This is a genomic window from Hydrogenophaga sp. Root209, from assembly GCF_001428625.1.
Classification (GTDB): domain Bacteria; phylum Pseudomonadota; class Gammaproteobacteria; order Burkholderiales; family Burkholderiaceae_C; genus Hydrogenophaga.
Genome location: NZ_LMIE01000029.1, coordinates 279,717 through 294,938, shown reverse-complemented (window position 1 = coordinate 294,938; position 15,222 = coordinate 279,717). Strand labels below are relative to the sequence as shown.

The window sequence follows — 15,222 nt, the reverse complement described above, 5'->3', positions numbered from 1 at the left end:
GTGATAGCATGCCCCATGCTCATGAAATCCGACTCCGCCATGACCCCAGCCGTCCCCGACGACGACCACGGAACACCCGTCTCCGTCAAGATCCGCGAGCGTGTGAAGGCGGCTCGCCAGCGCTTTCACTCGAACGACAACATCGCCGAATTCATCCGGCCTGGTGAACTCGACCTGTTGCTCGACGAGGTGGCCGAGAAGATGAAGGGCGTGCTCGACAGCATGGTCATCGACCTCGACAACGACCACAACACCGGCGACACCGCGCGCCGCGTGGCCAAGATGTACATCAAGGAAGTGTTCAACGGCCGTTACGTCAAGGGTCCGGCGGTGACCGAGTTTCCGAACGCCGAACACCTCAACGAACTGATGATCGTGGGCCCCATCACCGTGCGCAGTGCCTGCAGCCACCATTTCTGTCCGGTGATTGGCCGCATCTGGATCGGGGTGATGCCCAACGAGCACACCAACGTGATCGGGCTGTCCAAGTACGCGCGGCTGGCCGAGTGGATCATGGGCCGCCCGCAGATCCAGGAAGAAGCCGTGGTGCAGCTGGCCGACCTGATCCAGGAGAAGACTCAGCCCGACGGCCTGGCCATCGTGATGGAGGCCAGCCACTACTGCATGGCCTGGCGCGGTGTGAAGGACATGGACAGCAAGATGATCAACTCGGTCATGCGCGGCGTGTTCCTCAAAGACCCCAACCTGCGGCGCGAATTCCTCTCGCTCATCCCTCGCTGAATTCACCGCTCATCCAGAAGAAGACCGCCATGCTTGTCCGCCTCCTCTACGTCAGCCGCGCTGTCGACAAAGACTCCCCCCGCGTCATCGAGTCCATTCTGGAATCCGCGCGTTCGCACAACATGGGCTACGGCATCACCGGTGTGCTGTGCTATGGCGGCGGCGTGTTCCTGCAAGCCATCGAAGGCGGCCGCAGCGCGGTCAACACGCTCTACAGCCACATCGTGGCCGACCCGCGCCACTCGGGCGTGGAGCTGCTGCACTATGAAGAGATCACCGAGCGCCGCTTCGGGGGCTGGACCATGGGTCAGGTCAACCTGTCCAAGCTCAACACCTCCATCGTGCTGAAGTACTCGGAGAAGCCCGAGTTCGATCCGTACCTGGTCTCGGGCAAGGTGTCCCTCGCCCTGCTCGAAGAGCTGATGGCAACCGCGAGCATCATCGGCCGGGCTTGAAGATATCCCCCCTGCGCCGCTGCGCGGCTTCCCCCCACTCTGGCGCGCCTGCGGCGCTTGGCGGGGGGACGACACCTTGGGCCGGCAGAGCCGGACCCTTGGTGCCCCTGGGCTCTCGCTCATCCTGACGCTGCATGTCGCTGACAGCACTGGGTCTGATCGTTCTCGCGGGCCTGATCCACGCCTGCTGGAACATCGCCGCCAAGAAGGCTGGGGGCGACGCGCGCTTCGCCTTCTTCAGCGCCTTTCTCATGATGCTGGTGTGGGCGCCGCTGGGCTGGTGGGTCGGGCGTGATGTGGTGGCCGGTTGGGGCACCATCGAGTGGGCGCTGGTGCTGGCCAGCGGTGTGCTCCACGTCTTCTACTACGTGATCCTGCTGCGCGGCTACCGCAAGTCCGATCTCACGGTGGTCTACCCCATGGCGCGCGGCACGGGGCCGTTGTTGTCCTCGCTGATCGCCATCGTGCTGCTGGGTGAGCAGATCTCCGCCCTCGGCGTGGCGGGCATTGCCGGCGTGGTGGGAGGCGTGTTCCTCATTGCCGGCGGGCCCGGCCTGCTGCGCGCGGCGCACGACCCGGTGGCACGCAAGCGCGTGCACAAGGGCACGGTGTACGGCGTGGTCACGGGTGTTTTCATAGCGGCCTACACGGTGGTCGACGGCTATGCGGTCAAGGTGGTGTTGATGTCGCCCATCCTGGTGGACTACATGGGCAATTTCGTGCGCGTGGCGCTGCTGGCGCCCAGCGTGCTGCGCGACCTGCCCACCGCCCGCCAGCTGTGGCACACGCAATGGCGCTACGCGTTGCTCGTGGCGGTGGTCAGCCCGGTGGCTTATGTGCTGGTGCTCTTCGCCATGCAACAGGCGCCGTTGTCGCACGTGGCGCCCGCGCGCGAGGTGTCGATGTTGTTTGCCGCGCTCATCGGCGGGCAGTTGCTCGGCGAAGGCGACCGGTTCGCGCGCTTGCTCGGGGCCATGTTGATCGCCGCCGGCGTGATGGCGCTCGCGCTGGGATGATCGCGGCATGACGACTTCACCTTCGCCAGTCTTGCTGGGCTGCGATTTCACCAGCGCGCCGAGCCGACGCAAACCGATCGTGCTGGCGGTCGGCCGGACGGAGCGCAACCGCGTGGTCTTGAGTGGCATCGAGCGCTTCGAGACGCTCGATGGCTGGCTGGCGCGCCTGTCAGCACACGGTACCTGGGTGGGCGGCTTTGACCTGCCCTTTGGATTGCCGCGTGAGCTGGTGACCACCTTGGGCTGGCCCACCGACTGGGCCGCCTGCATGGCGCACTACGCCGGCCTCAGCCGGGAATCGATCCGCGCGTCGTTTGCCGGTTTTTGCAACGCACGCCCGGTGGGGGGCAAGTTCGCCCACCGTGCCACCGACGGCCCGGCGGGTTCAAGCCCCAGCATGAAGTGGGTCAATCCGCCGGTGGCCTTCATGCTGCACGCGGGCGTGCCGCGCCTCATGGCTGCGGGCCTCACCTTGCCGGGTCTGCAGCCGGGCGATGGCTCGCGCGTGGGCCTGGAGGCCTACCCCGGCCTGCTGGCGCGCAGCGTGCTCGGTGCCACGTCGTACAAGAGTGATGACAAGGTCAAGCAGACACCTGATCGGCTGATCGCTCGCAAAACGCTGATCAACGCACTGGAAAACGGCCAGGCACCGCTGCTGCTGGCTGGTGGCCTGCGCCTGAAGCTCACGCACGCCCAGCGCGATCAATTGGCCGACGATGCCAGCGGTGACAGCCTGGACGCCGTGCTCTGCCTGCTGCAAGCCGCCTGGGCGCATGCGCAGCACGCCGCGGGCCACCCGCGCTGGGGCCTGCCCGAGTTCGATCCGCTGGAAGGCTGGATCGTGACCGCCTGACACCCCGATACCTACAATGGCCGTGAGCCCCCTTGCCACATTCCACACCATGAACACCACCCCGGCCGAACTCCCCACGCTGCCCGAACTGCCCGCCAGTCTGCGCTTTGCTTTCGTCGAAGCTTCTTGGCACGCCGACATCGTGCACCAGGCCCGTGATGCGTTTTTTGAAGAAATGGCGCGCGGTGGTTTTCAGGCCGATGCCATCGACGTGTTCGACGTGCCCGGCGCGTTTGAAATTCCGCTGCACGCGCAGCGTCTGGCGCGCTCGGGTCGCTACGCCGCGGTGGTGGGCAGCGCGCTGGTGGTGGACGGCGGTACCTACCGCCATGATTTCGTGGCGCAGACCGTGGTGCAGGCGCTGATGGACGTGCAGCTGGACACCGGCGTGCCGGTGATCTCGGCGGTGCAGGCGCCGCACCATTTCCACGAGCACGTGGAACACCGCCGCTACTTCATGCGCCACTTCGCCGTGAAAGGCACCGAGGCCGCACAGGCCTGTCTGCAGACCGTGGCCGGGCTGCGGCGTCTGGACGCCTTGTTGCTGTCCTGAAAGCGGCCCGTCGGCTGTAAGGCTTTCGCCCGCCGCCAGACGAACCAGGGTCTCGTTGAAGGAGTCCTTCCATGTCCGACACCGCCCGCCCCGCTTTTCGCCGCCGCATGCTGATGCTCATGGCGTCGCACGCGCTGGTCTTGCTCGTGGGCTTCGCCGCAGGCATCTATGCATTGCCCATCCTGATCGCACCGGACGGACCCAGCGCCCAGCTAGTGGCTCAAGCCGCCGCGGGCAGCACGTACAGCGGTGAGTTCCGCCGCGACTTGAAGGACAGTGATGCCCTGCACTGGGGCGAGGGCACGGTGACCGTGAGCCCTCGGCAGATCACGAGATCCGGCCTGAGCCGTTGAAGCCGGACTCAGCGCGCACAATCATCGGCACCATGAACCTCGCCAGCTTCGGCCCCTTGTCTCTCACCCTGTTCGCCTCGCTGGTCATTGCGCTGGTGCTGCTCGCCATCCGCATCGTCGTGATGCAGCGCGTGCAGCAGCGGCGTCAGCGGGAAAACCGCCAGGAAACCGAGCGCCTCAAATCGCTGGTGGCGGCTTACCGCGCATTGGCTGGGTCGTTCTCGCCAGCCACGGTGGAGAACGCATCGCAGATGGAAGAAACACTGGCCGAGATCGTGCTGTTCGGCTCCCTGCCGCAGGTGGAGCTGGCAGCGTCTTGTGCGCGTGCCATGCGGCGCGGCGAGTCGCCCGACTACCAGCCGCTGGTGGAGGAACTGCGCTCCGACCTGCGCCGCCAGCTTGGGCTGGATCCGATTCCTGACACGCTGGTGCTGCCGGTCTCGGGGCCGGGGCGTTCCACACGCACGGGCCGTGGTGAAGGCGAGGGCGGCGGTGGCCGGGGTGGTGCCGGCGGCGGTGGAGGGGGGGGGAGGTGGTGGCGCAGGCGCCGGTGGTGCTGCGGGAGGGCTGGGTGCTGGCCTGATCGCGTCCGAGGCCATGAACGGCTGAGTGGGGCAGTCTCGCTTGCAATTGATGCATCATCGCTCCAGCGCTTCGTCGAGGCCGCTCCTGGATCACCGACGCAAGCGCAGACATCAAGAACGGAACAATCATGAACTCGACCAAACTGATCGGCATCCTTCTCATCGCGGCGGGCGCCATCGCCCTCGTGTACGGCAGCTTCAGCTACACCAAGGAAACCGAGGCCGTGAAGCTCGGCCCTCTGGAACTGACGGTGAAAGAAAAGGAAACTGTCAACGTGCCGGTGTGGGCTGGCGTTGGCGCCATCGTCATCGGAGGATTGCTGCTCGTCATGGGTGGCAAAAAAGGCTGAGGCACTTCGCATCCGGTTCGTCGTCCATGCTGCGCCGGTTTGTCGCATGACATTGCGCGGGATGTGCCGGTTTGCACTCGCTGGCGCTTGCGTCTTGGGCGGCATGGCCCACGCTCAGGAGCGGGCGGACGAGGTGTACAGCGCGCGCGTCAGCCGCGTGTTTGACGGTGACACACTTTGGGTCAAACCGCTGCAGGGTGGGCGTTACCGCAAGCTGCGCCTCGATGGCATCGACGCCCCCGAAATCTGCCAGCGTGGCGGAGAGGCGTCGCGCGAGGTGCTGGCCCGACGCGTGCTGAACCAGGTTGTCGAGGTGCGCGTGCGCAGCCAGGATGACTATGGTCGGGGCATTGCACGCGTTGTGCACCAGGGCGATGATGTCGCCGCCTGGCTGGTGGGCAATGGTCAGGCTTGGTCGTACCGCTGGCGGCGCAGCCTGGGGCCGTTTTCTGCCGAGGAGGCCGCCGCAAAAGAGCGTGGTCGGGGCTTGTTCGCAGAGGCTGCACCCGAGCTGCCGCGTGATTTCCGCAAGCGCCACGGGCCGTGCCCGATGCCATCGCGCGGCTGAATCAGTGAGGGTGGCCGCACACCGCGCACTGCGGGTTCTGTGGCAACGTGATCTCGGTGAAGGCGAGGTCGCGCCCGTCGAGCATGAGCAGTTTGCCGGTGAGGCGCGAGCCCAGGCCGGTGAGCAGTTTCAGCGCCTCGGCCGCCTGCATGGTCCCCACGATGCCCACCAGCGGCGCGAACACGCCCATGGTCGCGCAGCGGGTTTCCTCCAAGTCTGCCGATTCGGGAAATACGCATGCGTAGCAGGGGTTGTCCGGGCTGCGCGCGTCGAACACGCTGAGCTGCCCGTCCATGCGGATTGCCGCGCCCGAGACCAGCGGCTTGCGGTGTTTCACGCACGCGCGGTTGATGGCGTGGCGCGTGACAAAGTTGTCTGTGCAGTCGAGCACAACGTCGGCTTGGGCAATCAGTTCGCTCAGCAAGTCCGCGTCGGCCCGCTGCACGATGGGTATGACCCGCACGTCGGGGTTGATGGCGGCGATGGCTTCCACGATGGACTCGGCCTTGGGGCGGCCCACGCGCGCCAGGTTGTGCGCAATCTGGCGCTGCAGGTTGGTCTCGTCGACCACGTCGTGGTCCACCACCGTGATGCGGCCCACGCCAGCGCTGCCCAGGTACAGCGCGACAGGTGACCCCAGGCCACCCGCGCCGATGATGAGCGCGTGGGAAGCCAGCAAGGCTTCCTGGCCCTCGACGCCGAGTTCGTTGAGCAGGATGTGGCGCGAATAGCGCAGAAGCTGTGCGTCGTCCAAAAGCGTCACAGCGGGCTGTCAGCCCGCTGTGTCCTCAGTTTTCTTTTTTCTCTTCGGTGCGCACAGTCTGGCTCTTGCTCACCATGACCGGACGACCCTTGAGCTGGTTGATGGCCTGCATGAGCTGGAAATCTTTGTCGGTGCCGAACTCAGGCACGAGACGCTGGCCCGGATTCTTTCGGGCTTCCTCTTCGAGTCGCTTGCGTGCCAGCTCGCGGTCTTCACTGCGCTGCTGCTCGGCCGCACGCATGGCGTCTGTCATCGGTACCGCCGCGGCCTTGGGGTCCTTGCCGTTGGTCAGGCTGTTCGCCAGATCGGCTTCTCGAGTGCGCAGCGCGGCGAACACGTTGCCTTCCAGCGTTTCGTCCACCAGCACGTCGGGCACGATGCCCTTGCCCTGGATGGAGGTGCCCATCGGCGTGTAGTAGCGCGCCGTGGTCAGCTTCAGACCGGTGTCCGGACCGAGCGGGCGCACGGTCTGCACCGACCCCTTGCCAAAGGTCTGGCTGCCAATGATGGTGCCGCGTTTGTGGTCCTGCAGGGCACCGGCCACGATCTCGCTGGCCGAAGCCGAGCCTTCGTTGACGATCACCACCAGGGGCACGCGCTTCAAGGCGCCTTTGGTGTTGTCGGTCAGGCGCTTGATGGGGTCGTTGCCGCCGCGGCGCAGGTAGTGCTGCGGAATGGCCTTGTAGATGAACTTGCTGTCTTCAAGCTGGCCGTTGGTGGAGACCACGGTCACGTTTTCCGGCAGGAAGGCGGCCGACAGGGCCACGGCGGCATCGAGCAGACCACCTGGGTCGTTGCGCAGGTCCAGCACCAGGCCCTTTAGGTTGGGCTCGGTCTTGTACAGGTCTTCCACCTTGCGGGCGAAGTCTTCGATGGTGCGTTCCTGGAACTGCGACACACGAACCCAGGCGTAGCCCGGCTCCACCACGCGCGACTTCACGCTCTGGGTCTTGATCTCTTCGCGGGTGATGGTCACGGGGAAGGTACGGTCCTCGTCCTTGCGGAAGATGGTCAGCAACACCTTGGTCCTGGGCTCGCCGCGCATGAGCTTGACCGCATCGTTGATCGACAGGCCTTTGACGTTGGTGTCGTCGATCTTGGTGATCAGGTCGTTGGTTTTGAGACCGGCACGGAAGGCGGGCGAATCTTCGATGGGTGAAACCACCTTGACCAGACCGTCTTCCATGGTGATCTCGATGCCCACACCCACGAAACGGCCGCTGGTGCCTTCGCGGAATTCCTTGAACGACTTCTTGTCGAAGTACTGGGAATGCGGGTCCAGGCTGGCCACCATGCCGGTGATCGCCTCGTTGATCAGCTTCTTCTCGTCCACCGTCTCCACATAGTCGGTCTTGACCATGCCGAACACGGCTGCGAGCTGCTGCAGCTCTTCGAGCGGCAGCGGCGCCAGCGTACCGCGGGCCACTGCCTGCAATTGGACCGTGGTCAGTGCGCCCGCGACCGCACCAATGGCCACCCAGCCTGCAATTTTCAGCTTGTGACTCACCTGTTTTGCCATTGAATTACCTCAGTAATGACGCCCATGTCGGACCACTTGACCCGACGGCGGGTCAATATACACCTATGAGCACGGAGAATCGGTTCGGTTCCCCAATGCCCGGCCCGAGGCGCGGACTGTCCCGATCGCCGGTTGTCAGGCCTTGCCTTGCGCTGCCACCGCTGCCGCGGCGCGGGCCGCTGCCTCGGCGTCGCCCAGGTAGTAACTTTTGATCGGTTTGAGGTCGGCGTCGAGTTCGTAGACCAACGGGATGCCGTTGGGGATGTTGACGCCCACGATGTCGTTGTCGCCAATGCCGTCGAGGTACTTCACCAGCGCGCGGATGCTGTTGCCATGGGCGGCCACGACCACGCGTTTGCCCGACTTGATCGCAGGTGCCATGGCTTCGTTCCAGAACGGCAGCACGCGCGCCACGGTGTCTTTGAGGCACTCGGTGAGGGGTATGTCCTGGGGATTGAGGCGTGCGTAGCGGCGGTCGCCGCGCTCGCTGCGCGGATCGCCCACCTCCAGCGCCGGCGGCGGCGTGTCGTAGCTGCGGCGCCAGATCAGCACCTGCTCATCACCGTACTGCTTGGCCATGTCGGCCTTGTTCAGTCCCTGCAGGGCGCCGTAGTGGCGTTCATTGAGGCGCCAGCTGTGCACCACTGGCAGCCAGGTACGGTCCATCTCGTCGAGCACGTGCCACAGGGTGCGGGTGGCGCGTTTGAGGACGCTGGTATAGGCCAGATCGAAGTCGTAACCCTCGGCCTTGAGCAACCGACCAGCGGCTTTGGCTTGCTCCAGGCCGGTGGGGGTGAGGTCGACGTCGGTCCAGCCGGTGAAGCGGTTTTCCAGGTTCCAGGTGGATTCGCCATGGCGAATCAGGACGAGTTTGTGCATGGGGAAGAGGTGGCGTTGGGGCAAGGGAGCAGTGAAATACGGCTGCACTGTGGATCACTTTGGCACAGTGCAGCCCGACATTCTAAAATCGCGGGCTTACTCGAAAGGTGTCCTCGTGAGTTTCTTCATCGATAACTGGATTTTGCTGGCCGTGGCGTTCTCGTCGGGTGCCATGCTGCTGTGGCCCATGGTCTCTGCGGGCGCGCGTGCCGGCTCGCTCACCACGGTGGAGGCCGTGCAGCTCATGAACCGCGACAAGGCGGTGGTGGTGGATGTGAGCGAGCCCGCCGAATTTGCCGCAGGCCACGTGATCGGTGCCAAAAACGTGCCGCTGTCGGAGCTGGAGGCCAAGCTGCCCGGCACCGTCAAGAACAAGGCCATGCACCTGATCCTGGTCTGCCCCAATGGGTCAAAGGCGAACCGGGCCGTGGCCACGGCCAAGAAACTGGGCTACGAGAATGCGCAATCCCTGACGGGCGGCATGGGCGCCTGGCGCGCTGCCAGCTTGCCGGTGCAAAAAACCTGATCATTTGGGCTTCGTTTTTCGTACCGACAGGAGAGTTCGCATGGCCAAAGTCAAGATGTTCACCAGCGCCTATTGCCCTTATTGCAGCGCCGCCAAGGCGCTGTTGCAAAAGCATGGCGTGGCCGATCTGGAAGAGGTGTTCGTCGACGGACAACCTGAACTGCGCGCTCAGATGAGAGCCGTCACTGGCCGCACCAGCGTGCCGCAAATCTTCATTGGCGAGCAGCACGTGGGTGGTTGCGACGATCTGCACGCGCTCGATGGGCGCGGTGGGCTGGTGCCCATGCTGCAAGCCTGAGTCATCGAGTCGCCTTGTCGGGCTGACATAATTCGCCTTGTGCCCGCCGCGGGAACGATCCTCCGGCGGGTTTGTTTTTTCAACGCATTCTTCGAGACAACACCATGGCAGAAAACCAGGAACCCACCTTCCAGATCCAGCGCGTCTACCTCAAGGAAGCGTCGCTTGAGCAACCCAATTCGCCCGCCATCCTGCTTGAGCAGGAGCAGCCCACGGTGGACATCCAGCTCGGCGTGGAAGCCAGCCCGGCGGCCGACGGTGTGTTCGAAGTCTGCGTGACCGCCACCGTGACGACCAAAATCAAGGACCGCACCGTGTTCCTGGTCGAGGCCAAGCAGGCCGGCATCTTCGAGATCCGCAATCTGCCGCAGGAGCAGATGGGTCCGATCATGGGCATCGCCTGCCCGCAGATCGTCTACCCCTACCTGCGCAGCAACGTGGCCGACATCATCCAGCGCGGTGGGTTCCCGCCCGTGCACCTGGCCGAGATCAACTTCCAGGCCATGTACGAGCAGCAGCAGGCGCAGGCCGCCGCCGACGCTCCCCGCATCGTCACGCAATAAGGCCTTGCCCGGCACCAGCCCGATGAACATCGTCGTGCTCGGAGCGGGCGCCTGGGGCACTGCACTGGCCATCAGCGCGGCCACGCAAGCAGGTGAGTCGCGGCGCGTGACGCTCTGGGCGCGAGACGCGCAACAAGCCGCCGACCTGAAACAGCACCGAGAGAACCGCCGCTACCTGAGCGGGGTGTCGGTGCCGCAGGCGTTGCAGATCGCCACGGGCCCGCTGCATGGTGGTGCAACCGCGCTGGCAGATGCCGACCTCGTGATCGTCGGAACGCCCATGGCCGGCCTTCGTGCCATGCTGACGTTGCTGGCCAGCCAGAGCGTCCCGGTGGCGTGGCTGTGCAAAGGTTTCGAAGCTCCTCTGGATGCCGCTCATTCGATCGGTTTGATGGGGCACGAGGTTCGCACTCAGGTGGCACCCCAGCTGCTGGCGGGCGTGTTGAGTGGTCCGAGCTTTGCTCTGGAAGTGGCGCGCGGACAACCCACTGCCCTGGTGGCGGCCAGCGAACACGCCAGCGTGCGCGACACGCTCGTGGCCGCGTTTCACAGTCCCACCCTGCGCGTGTACGCCAACGACGACATCGTGGGTGTGGAGGTGGGCGGCGCGGTGAAGAACGTGCTCGCGATCGCCACCGGCCTGTGCGACGGCCTGGGCCTTGGCATGAATGCGCGTGCGGCGCTCATCACCCGTGGCCTGACCGAAATGACGCGTCTGGGGCTGGCGTTGGGTGCGAGGGCCGAGACATTCATGGGGCTCTCGGGCCTGGGCGATCTGGTGCTCACGGCCACCGGCGACCTCTCGCGCAACCGCAAGGTGGGCCAGTTGCTCGCGCAGGGCATGAACCTGCAGCAGGCGGTGGACTCGCTGGGCCATGTGGCCGAAGGCGTTTACAGCGCTCGTACGGTGGCGCAGCGCGCACGGTCACTGGGTGTGGACATGCCCATCACCGACGCGGTGGTGGCCCTGCTGGACGGTGGTCTGCTGCCGACACAGGCGGTGGCCATGTTGATGGGGCGTGACCCCAAGGACGAACTGCTCTGAAAGACCGGGCCAGGCGCCTGGCCCGACGTCGGCTCACCGGGGCATGCAACCCGACGAGTTGAACACCCGCTCTGTCGATGCAGGGTTGCGAGCCAGCGCAGCAGCCGGTCGGCGCGGGCGGCGCACCAACTCTCCGCTGCAGTTCGGACAGGTGTTGTTCAACTTCGTTTCCGCGCATTCGCTGCAGAAGGTGCATTCAAAGGTGCAGATGCGTGCGTCCAGCGATTCGTTGGGCAGATCGCGGTTGCAGCATTCGCAGTTCGGACGCAGCTGAAGCATGGCGGGACTCTCCGGGGGTCAGATTTCGAAGTTGTCGATGAGCCGGGTCTTGCCCAGGCGCGCCGCGCCCAGCACCACGAGTGGATCACCCGCTTGCGGCGCAAGCAGATCGACCCGGCGGCGCACGGTCAGGTAGTCGGGCTGCCAGCCGCGCGCGGCCAGGTCTTTCATGGCGCGTTCTTCCAGCGCGGGGAGTTGACGCACCAGGCCGTCGGCGGCCGCCAGCGCATCGCGGCCCAGCGCGCGCAGCGCGAGCGAGAGCTGCACCGCCTCGGCCCGCTCGCTCTCGCTGAGGTATCCGTTGCGCGAGCTCAGGGCCAGGCCATCGGGGGCACGTTGGGTGTCACCGCAGACGATGGTGATGGGCAGCGCAAACTGCTTCACCATGCGCCGGATCACCATCTGCTGCTGGTAGTCCTTCTGCCCGAAGATGGCAAAGCGCTCACCCTTGGCCTCGGACAACACACTCTGGAACAGCTTCATCACCACGGTGCACACACCGGTGAAAAAGCCGGGGCGGAAATGGCCCTCCAGGATGTCGGCCAGCTCGGCGGGCGGCTGCACCTTGAAGCCCTGCGGCTCGGGATACATCTCTTTTTCTGACGGCGCAAACACCACATCACAACCCGCGGCGGCGAGCTTGTCGCAATCGGCCTGCAAGGTGCGCGGGTAGGTGTCGAAATCTTCGTGGGGCGCGAACTGCAACCGGTTGACGAAGATGCTGGCCACGGTCACATCGCCCAGGGGCTTGGCGGTGCGCACCAGATCGAGGTGGCCTGCGTGCAGGTTGCCCATGGTGGGCACCAGGGCGGGGCTGTTGAAGGGACGCAGCGTGCTGCGCAGGTCGTCGAGGGTGTGGACGATTTTCATGGTCACCAGGCGTGCAGGGCGTCGTCTGGGAAGCTGCCGTCCTTCACGGCGGCTACGTACGCGGCCATGGCGTCGCGCACGCTGCCGGCGCCCTCCATGAAGTTGCGCACGAACTTGGGGTTCTTGCCCAGGTTGACGCCCAGCATGTCGTGCATCACCAGCACCTGGCCGGCCGTGCCCTGGCCCGCGCCGATGCCGATGGTGTGGCAGGTCGGGAGCTGGCGGGTGATCTCGGCCGACAGGGCCGCGGGCACCATTTCCAGCACGACCATGGTGGCGCCGGCGTCTTGCAGTTCGAGCGCGTGGCGCTTGAGCACCAGAGCCGCCGCGTCGCCGCGGCCCTGCACGCGGTAGCCGCCGAGCGCATGCACTGTCTGTGGTGTCAAACCCAGGTGCGCACACACCGGAATGCCGCGCTCGACCAGGAAGCGCACGGTCTCGGCCGTCCAGCCGCCACCTTCGAGCTTGACCATGTGCGCGCCCGCATGTACCAGTTGGGCCGCGCTGCGCATGGCCTGCTCTTTGGATTCGTGGTAACTGCCGAAGGGCAGGTCGCCCAGCAGCCAGGCCGTGGCCTGCACGCGGCGCAAACCGCGCGCCACGCTTTCCACGTGGTAGGCCATGGTCTCCAGTGTCACGCCTGCGGTGCTGGCAAGGCCCTGGCAGACCATGCCCAACGAGTCGCCCACCAGGATGCACTCCACGCCGGCCGCATCGGCCACGGCGGCGAAGGTCGCGTCGTAGGCGGTGAGCATGGTGATCTTCTCGCCACGCTCGCGCAACTCGTTCAGGCGCGGCAGGCTCACCGGTTTGCGCTGGGGCAGGGGCGAGGCGGTGGGCAGCGTGCCATAGGGCGTGGCCATGGGCGCAGTCGGGGTGGGGGTGCTCATTCGTGATTCCCGCGTGTTTCAGGGGTGGGTGAGAATGCGGGACTATAGACCATCCCGGTATGCTTGCGACCCATGAAACACCTCTCTGAATTCACCCCCGAAGACCTGCATGAACTGGCTCGGCGCGATGTGGCGCTGGCCCTCGCTGAAGACGTGGGCGGGGGTGATCTGACCGCCGCACTGGTGGACGCCACCAAGCCTGCGCGCGCGCGTATTCTGGCGCGCGAGCCGGCGGTGATTTGCGGCGCACCGTGGGTAGAGGCCGCCGTGCTGGCGCTGGACCCGCAGGCCCGGCTCACCTGGCACGTGATCGAAGGCCAGCGCTGCGCGCCCGACCAGGCCGTGCTCACCATTGAAGGCCGGGCGCAGTCGCTGCTCACCGCCGAGCGCACGGCGCTCAACTTTTTGCAATTGCTCTCGGCCGTGGCCACCAAGACCGCGGTGTTCGTGGACGCGGTGGCGGGCACACGCGCGCAGATCGTGGACACGCGCAAGACTTTGCCGGGGCTGCGGCTGGCGCAGAAATACGCCGTCAAGACCGGTGGGGGTGTGAACCACCGCATCGGCCTGTATGACGCGGTGCTGATCAAGGAAAACCACATTGCCGCGGCCGGCGGCGTGGCGCAGGTGCTGCAGCGGGTGCGCGAAACCACGCCCCAGGCGCGATTTGTGGAGATCGAGGTGGAAACCCTGGCCCAGCTCGACGAGGCGCTGACCAGCGGCGCCACCATGGTCTTGCTGGACAACATGGACATCCCCACCTTGCAGGAGGCGGTGCGGCGCAACGCGGGCCGTGCGGTGCTGGAGATCTCCGGTGGTGTGAACCTGCAGACCGTGCGCGCGCTGGCCGAAACCGGCGTGGACCGCATCTCCATTGGCGCCCTCACCAAGGATGTGAAGGCGGTTGATTTCTCCATGCGATTCGCGGCGCTCTGACGCCCAGCCAAGGACCCCCCCATGAGCACCGAAGCCAGTGTCATCGACGTTGAGTACGAACAACCCGCCTGCCCCACGCAGCACGCCTGGGCGCGTGTACCGGTGGAGCCGGGTCCCAAGCAGCGGGCCGAACTGAAGGACAAGATCCGCCGCCTGCTGAAGGAGCGCAATGCGGTGATGGTGTCGCACTACTACGTGCACCCGGACCTGCAGGACCTGGCCATCGAGACCGGGGGCATCGTGAGCGACTCGCTGGAGATGGCGCGCTTCGGTCGCGACCACGCGGCGCAGACCTTGATCGTCTCGGGTGTGCGCTTCATGGGCGAGACCGCCAAGATCCTGAGCCCGGAGAAGACCGTGCTCATGCCCGACCTCGACGCCAACTGCTCACTCGACCTGGGCTGCCCCATCGATGAGTTCAGCGCGTTCTGCGATGCCCACCCGGACCGCACGGTGGTGGTGTACGCCAACACCAGCGCGGCGGTGAAGGCACGCTCCGACTGGTTGGTCACGTCCAGCTGCGCGCTCGACATCGTGAGCGCCTTGAAGGACAAGGGCCACAAGATCCTGTGGGCACCCGACAAACACCTGGGTGGTTACATACAGCGCGAGACCGGCGCCGACATGGTGATGTGGGGCGGCGCGTGCATCGTGCACGACGAGTTCAAGGCCTTCGAGCTGCAGGCGCTGATGAAGGAACACCCGCAAGCCAAGGTGCTGGTGCACCCGGAGAGCCCGGCCGACGTGATCGCGCTGGCCGACTCGGTGGGTTCCACCTCGGCCATCCTGAAAGCGGCGCGCGAAATGGACGCACCCGAATTCATCGTCGCCACCGACAACGGGATGATGCACATGCTGCGCCAGCAGAACCCGGGCAAGGTGTTCATCGAAGCCCCGACTGCCGGCAACAGCGCCACCTGCAAGAGCTGCGCACACTGCCCCTGGATGGCGATGAACGGGCTGGCCGGTGTGGCGCAGATTCTGGAAAAGGGCCTGAACGAGATTCACGTTGACCCGGCACTGATTCCGCGCGCTCGGCTCCCGATCGACCGCATGCTGGCATTTACCGGCGCGCAGCGCCTGGGCAACGACCCGGGTGCGCTGGTGCCCAACATCGGCGCCGCCTGAACCACTTGGAAACGCCCTTTCCGGCGCGACATTCCCGTCCAGGATGCCGCGGA

General features: G+C 65.7%; 21 protein-coding genes. 15 read left to right on the top strand and 6 right to left on the bottom strand.

The window, feature by feature from the left end; genetic code table 11:
- Positions 1-15: 15 nt before the first annotated feature.
- The 9 genes from folE (at position 16) to ASE11_RS14865 (ending at position 5,473) form a co-directional block, all read left to right on the top strand.
- Positions 16-741, top strand: a complete 726-nt coding sequence (gene folE, locus ASE11_RS14905) for a GTP cyclohydrolase I (protein ID WP_056273008.1) — start codon at positions 16-18, stop codon at positions 739-741.
- A gap of 29 nt (positions 742-770) precedes the next feature.
- The gene (locus ASE11_RS14900) at positions 771-1,196 is read left to right on the top strand and encodes a BLUF domain-containing protein (protein WP_056273005.1); all 426 of its coding nucleotides are present in this window, start codon (positions 771-773) and stop codon (positions 1,194-1,196) included.
- 134 nt (positions 1,197-1,330) lie between these two features.
- Positions 1,331-2,212 carry a DMT family transporter gene (locus ASE11_RS14895; RefSeq protein WP_056273002.1) on the top strand — a complete coding sequence of 294 codons (882 nt, stop codon included), beginning with the start codon at positions 1,331-1,333 and terminating at the stop codon, positions 2,210-2,212.
- Positions 2,213-2,219: 7 nt separating this feature from the next.
- Positions 2,220-3,065 carry a DUF429 domain-containing protein gene (locus tag ASE11_RS14890; RefSeq protein ID WP_056272998.1) on the top strand — a complete coding sequence of 282 codons (846 nt, stop codon included), beginning with the start codon at positions 2,220-2,222 and terminating at the stop codon, positions 3,063-3,065.
- Positions 3,066-3,114: 49 nt separating this feature from the next.
- A complete protein-coding gene (locus ASE11_RS14885; protein WP_056274230.1) occupies positions 3,115-3,618 on the top strand; it encodes a 6,7-dimethyl-8-ribityllumazine synthase in 504 nt (167 codons plus the stop codon).
- Positions 3,619-3,689: 71 nt separating this feature from the next.
- The gene (locus ASE11_RS14880; protein ID WP_056272993.1) at positions 3,690-3,971 is read left to right on the top strand and encodes a hypothetical protein; all 282 of its coding nucleotides are present in this window, start codon (positions 3,690-3,692) and stop codon (positions 3,969-3,971) included.
- 32 nt (positions 3,972-4,003) lie between these two features.
- Positions 4,004-4,687 (top strand): preprotein translocase subunit YajC, encoded by a 684-nt coding sequence (locus ASE11_RS26160; RefSeq protein ID WP_082585760.1) that lies wholly within the window; start codon positions 4,004-4,006, stop codon positions 4,685-4,687.
- Complete coding sequence (locus ASE11_RS14870) at positions 4,684-4,905, top strand: hypothetical protein (protein WP_056272989.1); 222 nt, start codon at positions 4,684-4,686, stop codon at positions 4,903-4,905. Before ASE11_RS26160 ends, ASE11_RS14870 begins: the two co-directional genes overlap by 4 nt.
- A gap of 103 nt (positions 4,906-5,008) precedes the next feature.
- Positions 5,009-5,473: a thermonuclease family protein gene (locus tag ASE11_RS14865; protein ID WP_235501308.1), complete on the top strand. Its 465-nt coding sequence runs from the start codon at positions 5,009-5,011 to the stop codon at positions 5,471-5,473.
- A 1-nt stretch (position 5,474) separates the two neighbouring features.
- Here the strand turns inward: ASE11_RS14865 and ASE11_RS14860 are convergent, their stop codons facing one another.
- The 3 genes from ASE11_RS14860 to gpmA all read right to left on the bottom strand — a co-directional run bounded on the left by ASE11_RS14860 (position 5,475) and on the right by gpmA (position 8,634).
- Complete coding sequence (locus ASE11_RS14860) at positions 5,475-6,227, bottom strand: HesA/MoeB/ThiF family protein (protein WP_056272982.1); 753 nt, start codon at positions 6,225-6,227, stop codon at positions 5,475-5,477.
- Positions 6,228-6,261: 34 nt separating this feature from the next.
- Positions 6,262-7,743, bottom strand: coding sequence for a S41 family peptidase (locus ASE11_RS14855; RefSeq protein ID WP_056274227.1), 1,482 nt, complete (start codon positions 7,741-7,743; stop codon positions 6,262-6,264).
- Between the two features lie 147 nt (positions 7,744-7,890).
- On the bottom strand, positions 7,891-8,634 hold the full coding sequence (gpmA, locus tag ASE11_RS14850; protein ID WP_056272979.1) for a 2,3-diphosphoglycerate-dependent phosphoglycerate mutase: 744 nt from the start codon (positions 8,632-8,634) through the stop codon (positions 7,891-7,893).
- Positions 8,635-8,749: 115 nt separating this feature from the next.
- Here gpmA and ASE11_RS14845 point away from each other — a divergent pair, with 115 nt between their 5' ends.
- The 4 genes from ASE11_RS14845 to ASE11_RS14830 all read left to right on the top strand — a co-directional run bounded on the left by ASE11_RS14845 (position 8,750) and on the right by ASE11_RS14830 (position 11,066).
- Positions 8,750-9,160 (top strand): rhodanese-like domain-containing protein, encoded by a 411-nt coding sequence (locus tag ASE11_RS14845; RefSeq protein ID WP_056272976.1) that lies wholly within the window; start codon positions 8,750-8,752, stop codon positions 9,158-9,160.
- Between the two features lie 40 nt (positions 9,161-9,200).
- The gene (gene grxC, locus ASE11_RS14840) at positions 9,201-9,458 is read left to right on the top strand and encodes a glutaredoxin 3 (RefSeq protein ID WP_056272973.1); all 258 of its coding nucleotides are present in this window, start codon (positions 9,201-9,203) and stop codon (positions 9,456-9,458) included.
- Positions 9,459-9,562: 104 nt separating this feature from the next.
- Complete coding sequence (gene secB / locus ASE11_RS14835; protein WP_056272968.1) at positions 9,563-10,021, top strand: protein-export chaperone SecB; 459 nt, start codon at positions 9,563-9,565, stop codon at positions 10,019-10,021.
- Between the two features lie 22 nt (positions 10,022-10,043).
- Positions 10,044-11,066 (top strand): NAD(P)H-dependent glycerol-3-phosphate dehydrogenase, encoded by a 1,023-nt coding sequence (locus tag ASE11_RS14830; protein WP_056272965.1) that lies wholly within the window; start codon positions 10,044-10,046, stop codon positions 11,064-11,066.
- A gap of 33 nt (positions 11,067-11,099) precedes the next feature.
- Here ASE11_RS14830 and ASE11_RS14825 read toward each other — a convergent pair whose 3' ends face one another.
- From ASE11_RS14825 to panB, 3 genes are read right to left on the bottom strand one after another with little or no spacing between them, the layout of a single operon-like run.
- Positions 11,100-11,345: a DUF1272 domain-containing protein gene (locus ASE11_RS14825; protein ID WP_056272961.1), complete on the bottom strand. Its 246-nt coding sequence runs from the start codon at positions 11,343-11,345 to the stop codon at positions 11,100-11,102.
- A gap of 18 nt (positions 11,346-11,363) precedes the next feature.
- Complete coding sequence (panC, locus tag ASE11_RS14820) at positions 11,364-12,215, bottom strand: pantoate--beta-alanine ligase (RefSeq protein WP_056272954.1); 852 nt, start codon at positions 12,213-12,215, stop codon at positions 11,364-11,366.
- A gap of 2 nt (positions 12,216-12,217) precedes the next feature.
- Positions 12,218-13,105, bottom strand: coding sequence for a 3-methyl-2-oxobutanoate hydroxymethyltransferase (gene panB, locus ASE11_RS14815; protein WP_056272951.1), 888 nt, complete (start codon positions 13,103-13,105; stop codon positions 12,218-12,220).
- A 72-nt stretch (positions 13,106-13,177) separates the two neighbouring features.
- Between panB and nadC the strand changes: the two genes are divergently transcribed.
- Together nadC and nadA are read left to right on the top strand one after the other, a co-directional pair.
- Positions 13,178-14,041 carry a carboxylating nicotinate-nucleotide diphosphorylase gene (gene nadC / locus ASE11_RS14810; RefSeq protein ID WP_056272947.1) on the top strand — a complete coding sequence of 288 codons (864 nt, stop codon included), beginning with the start codon at positions 13,178-13,180 and terminating at the stop codon, positions 14,039-14,041.
- Positions 14,042-14,062: 21 nt separating this feature from the next.
- Positions 14,063-15,169 carry a quinolinate synthase NadA gene (nadA, locus tag ASE11_RS14805; protein ID WP_056272944.1) on the top strand — a complete coding sequence of 369 codons (1,107 nt, stop codon included), beginning with the start codon at positions 14,063-14,065 and terminating at the stop codon, positions 15,167-15,169.
- Positions 15,170-15,222: the final 53 nt, after the last annotated feature.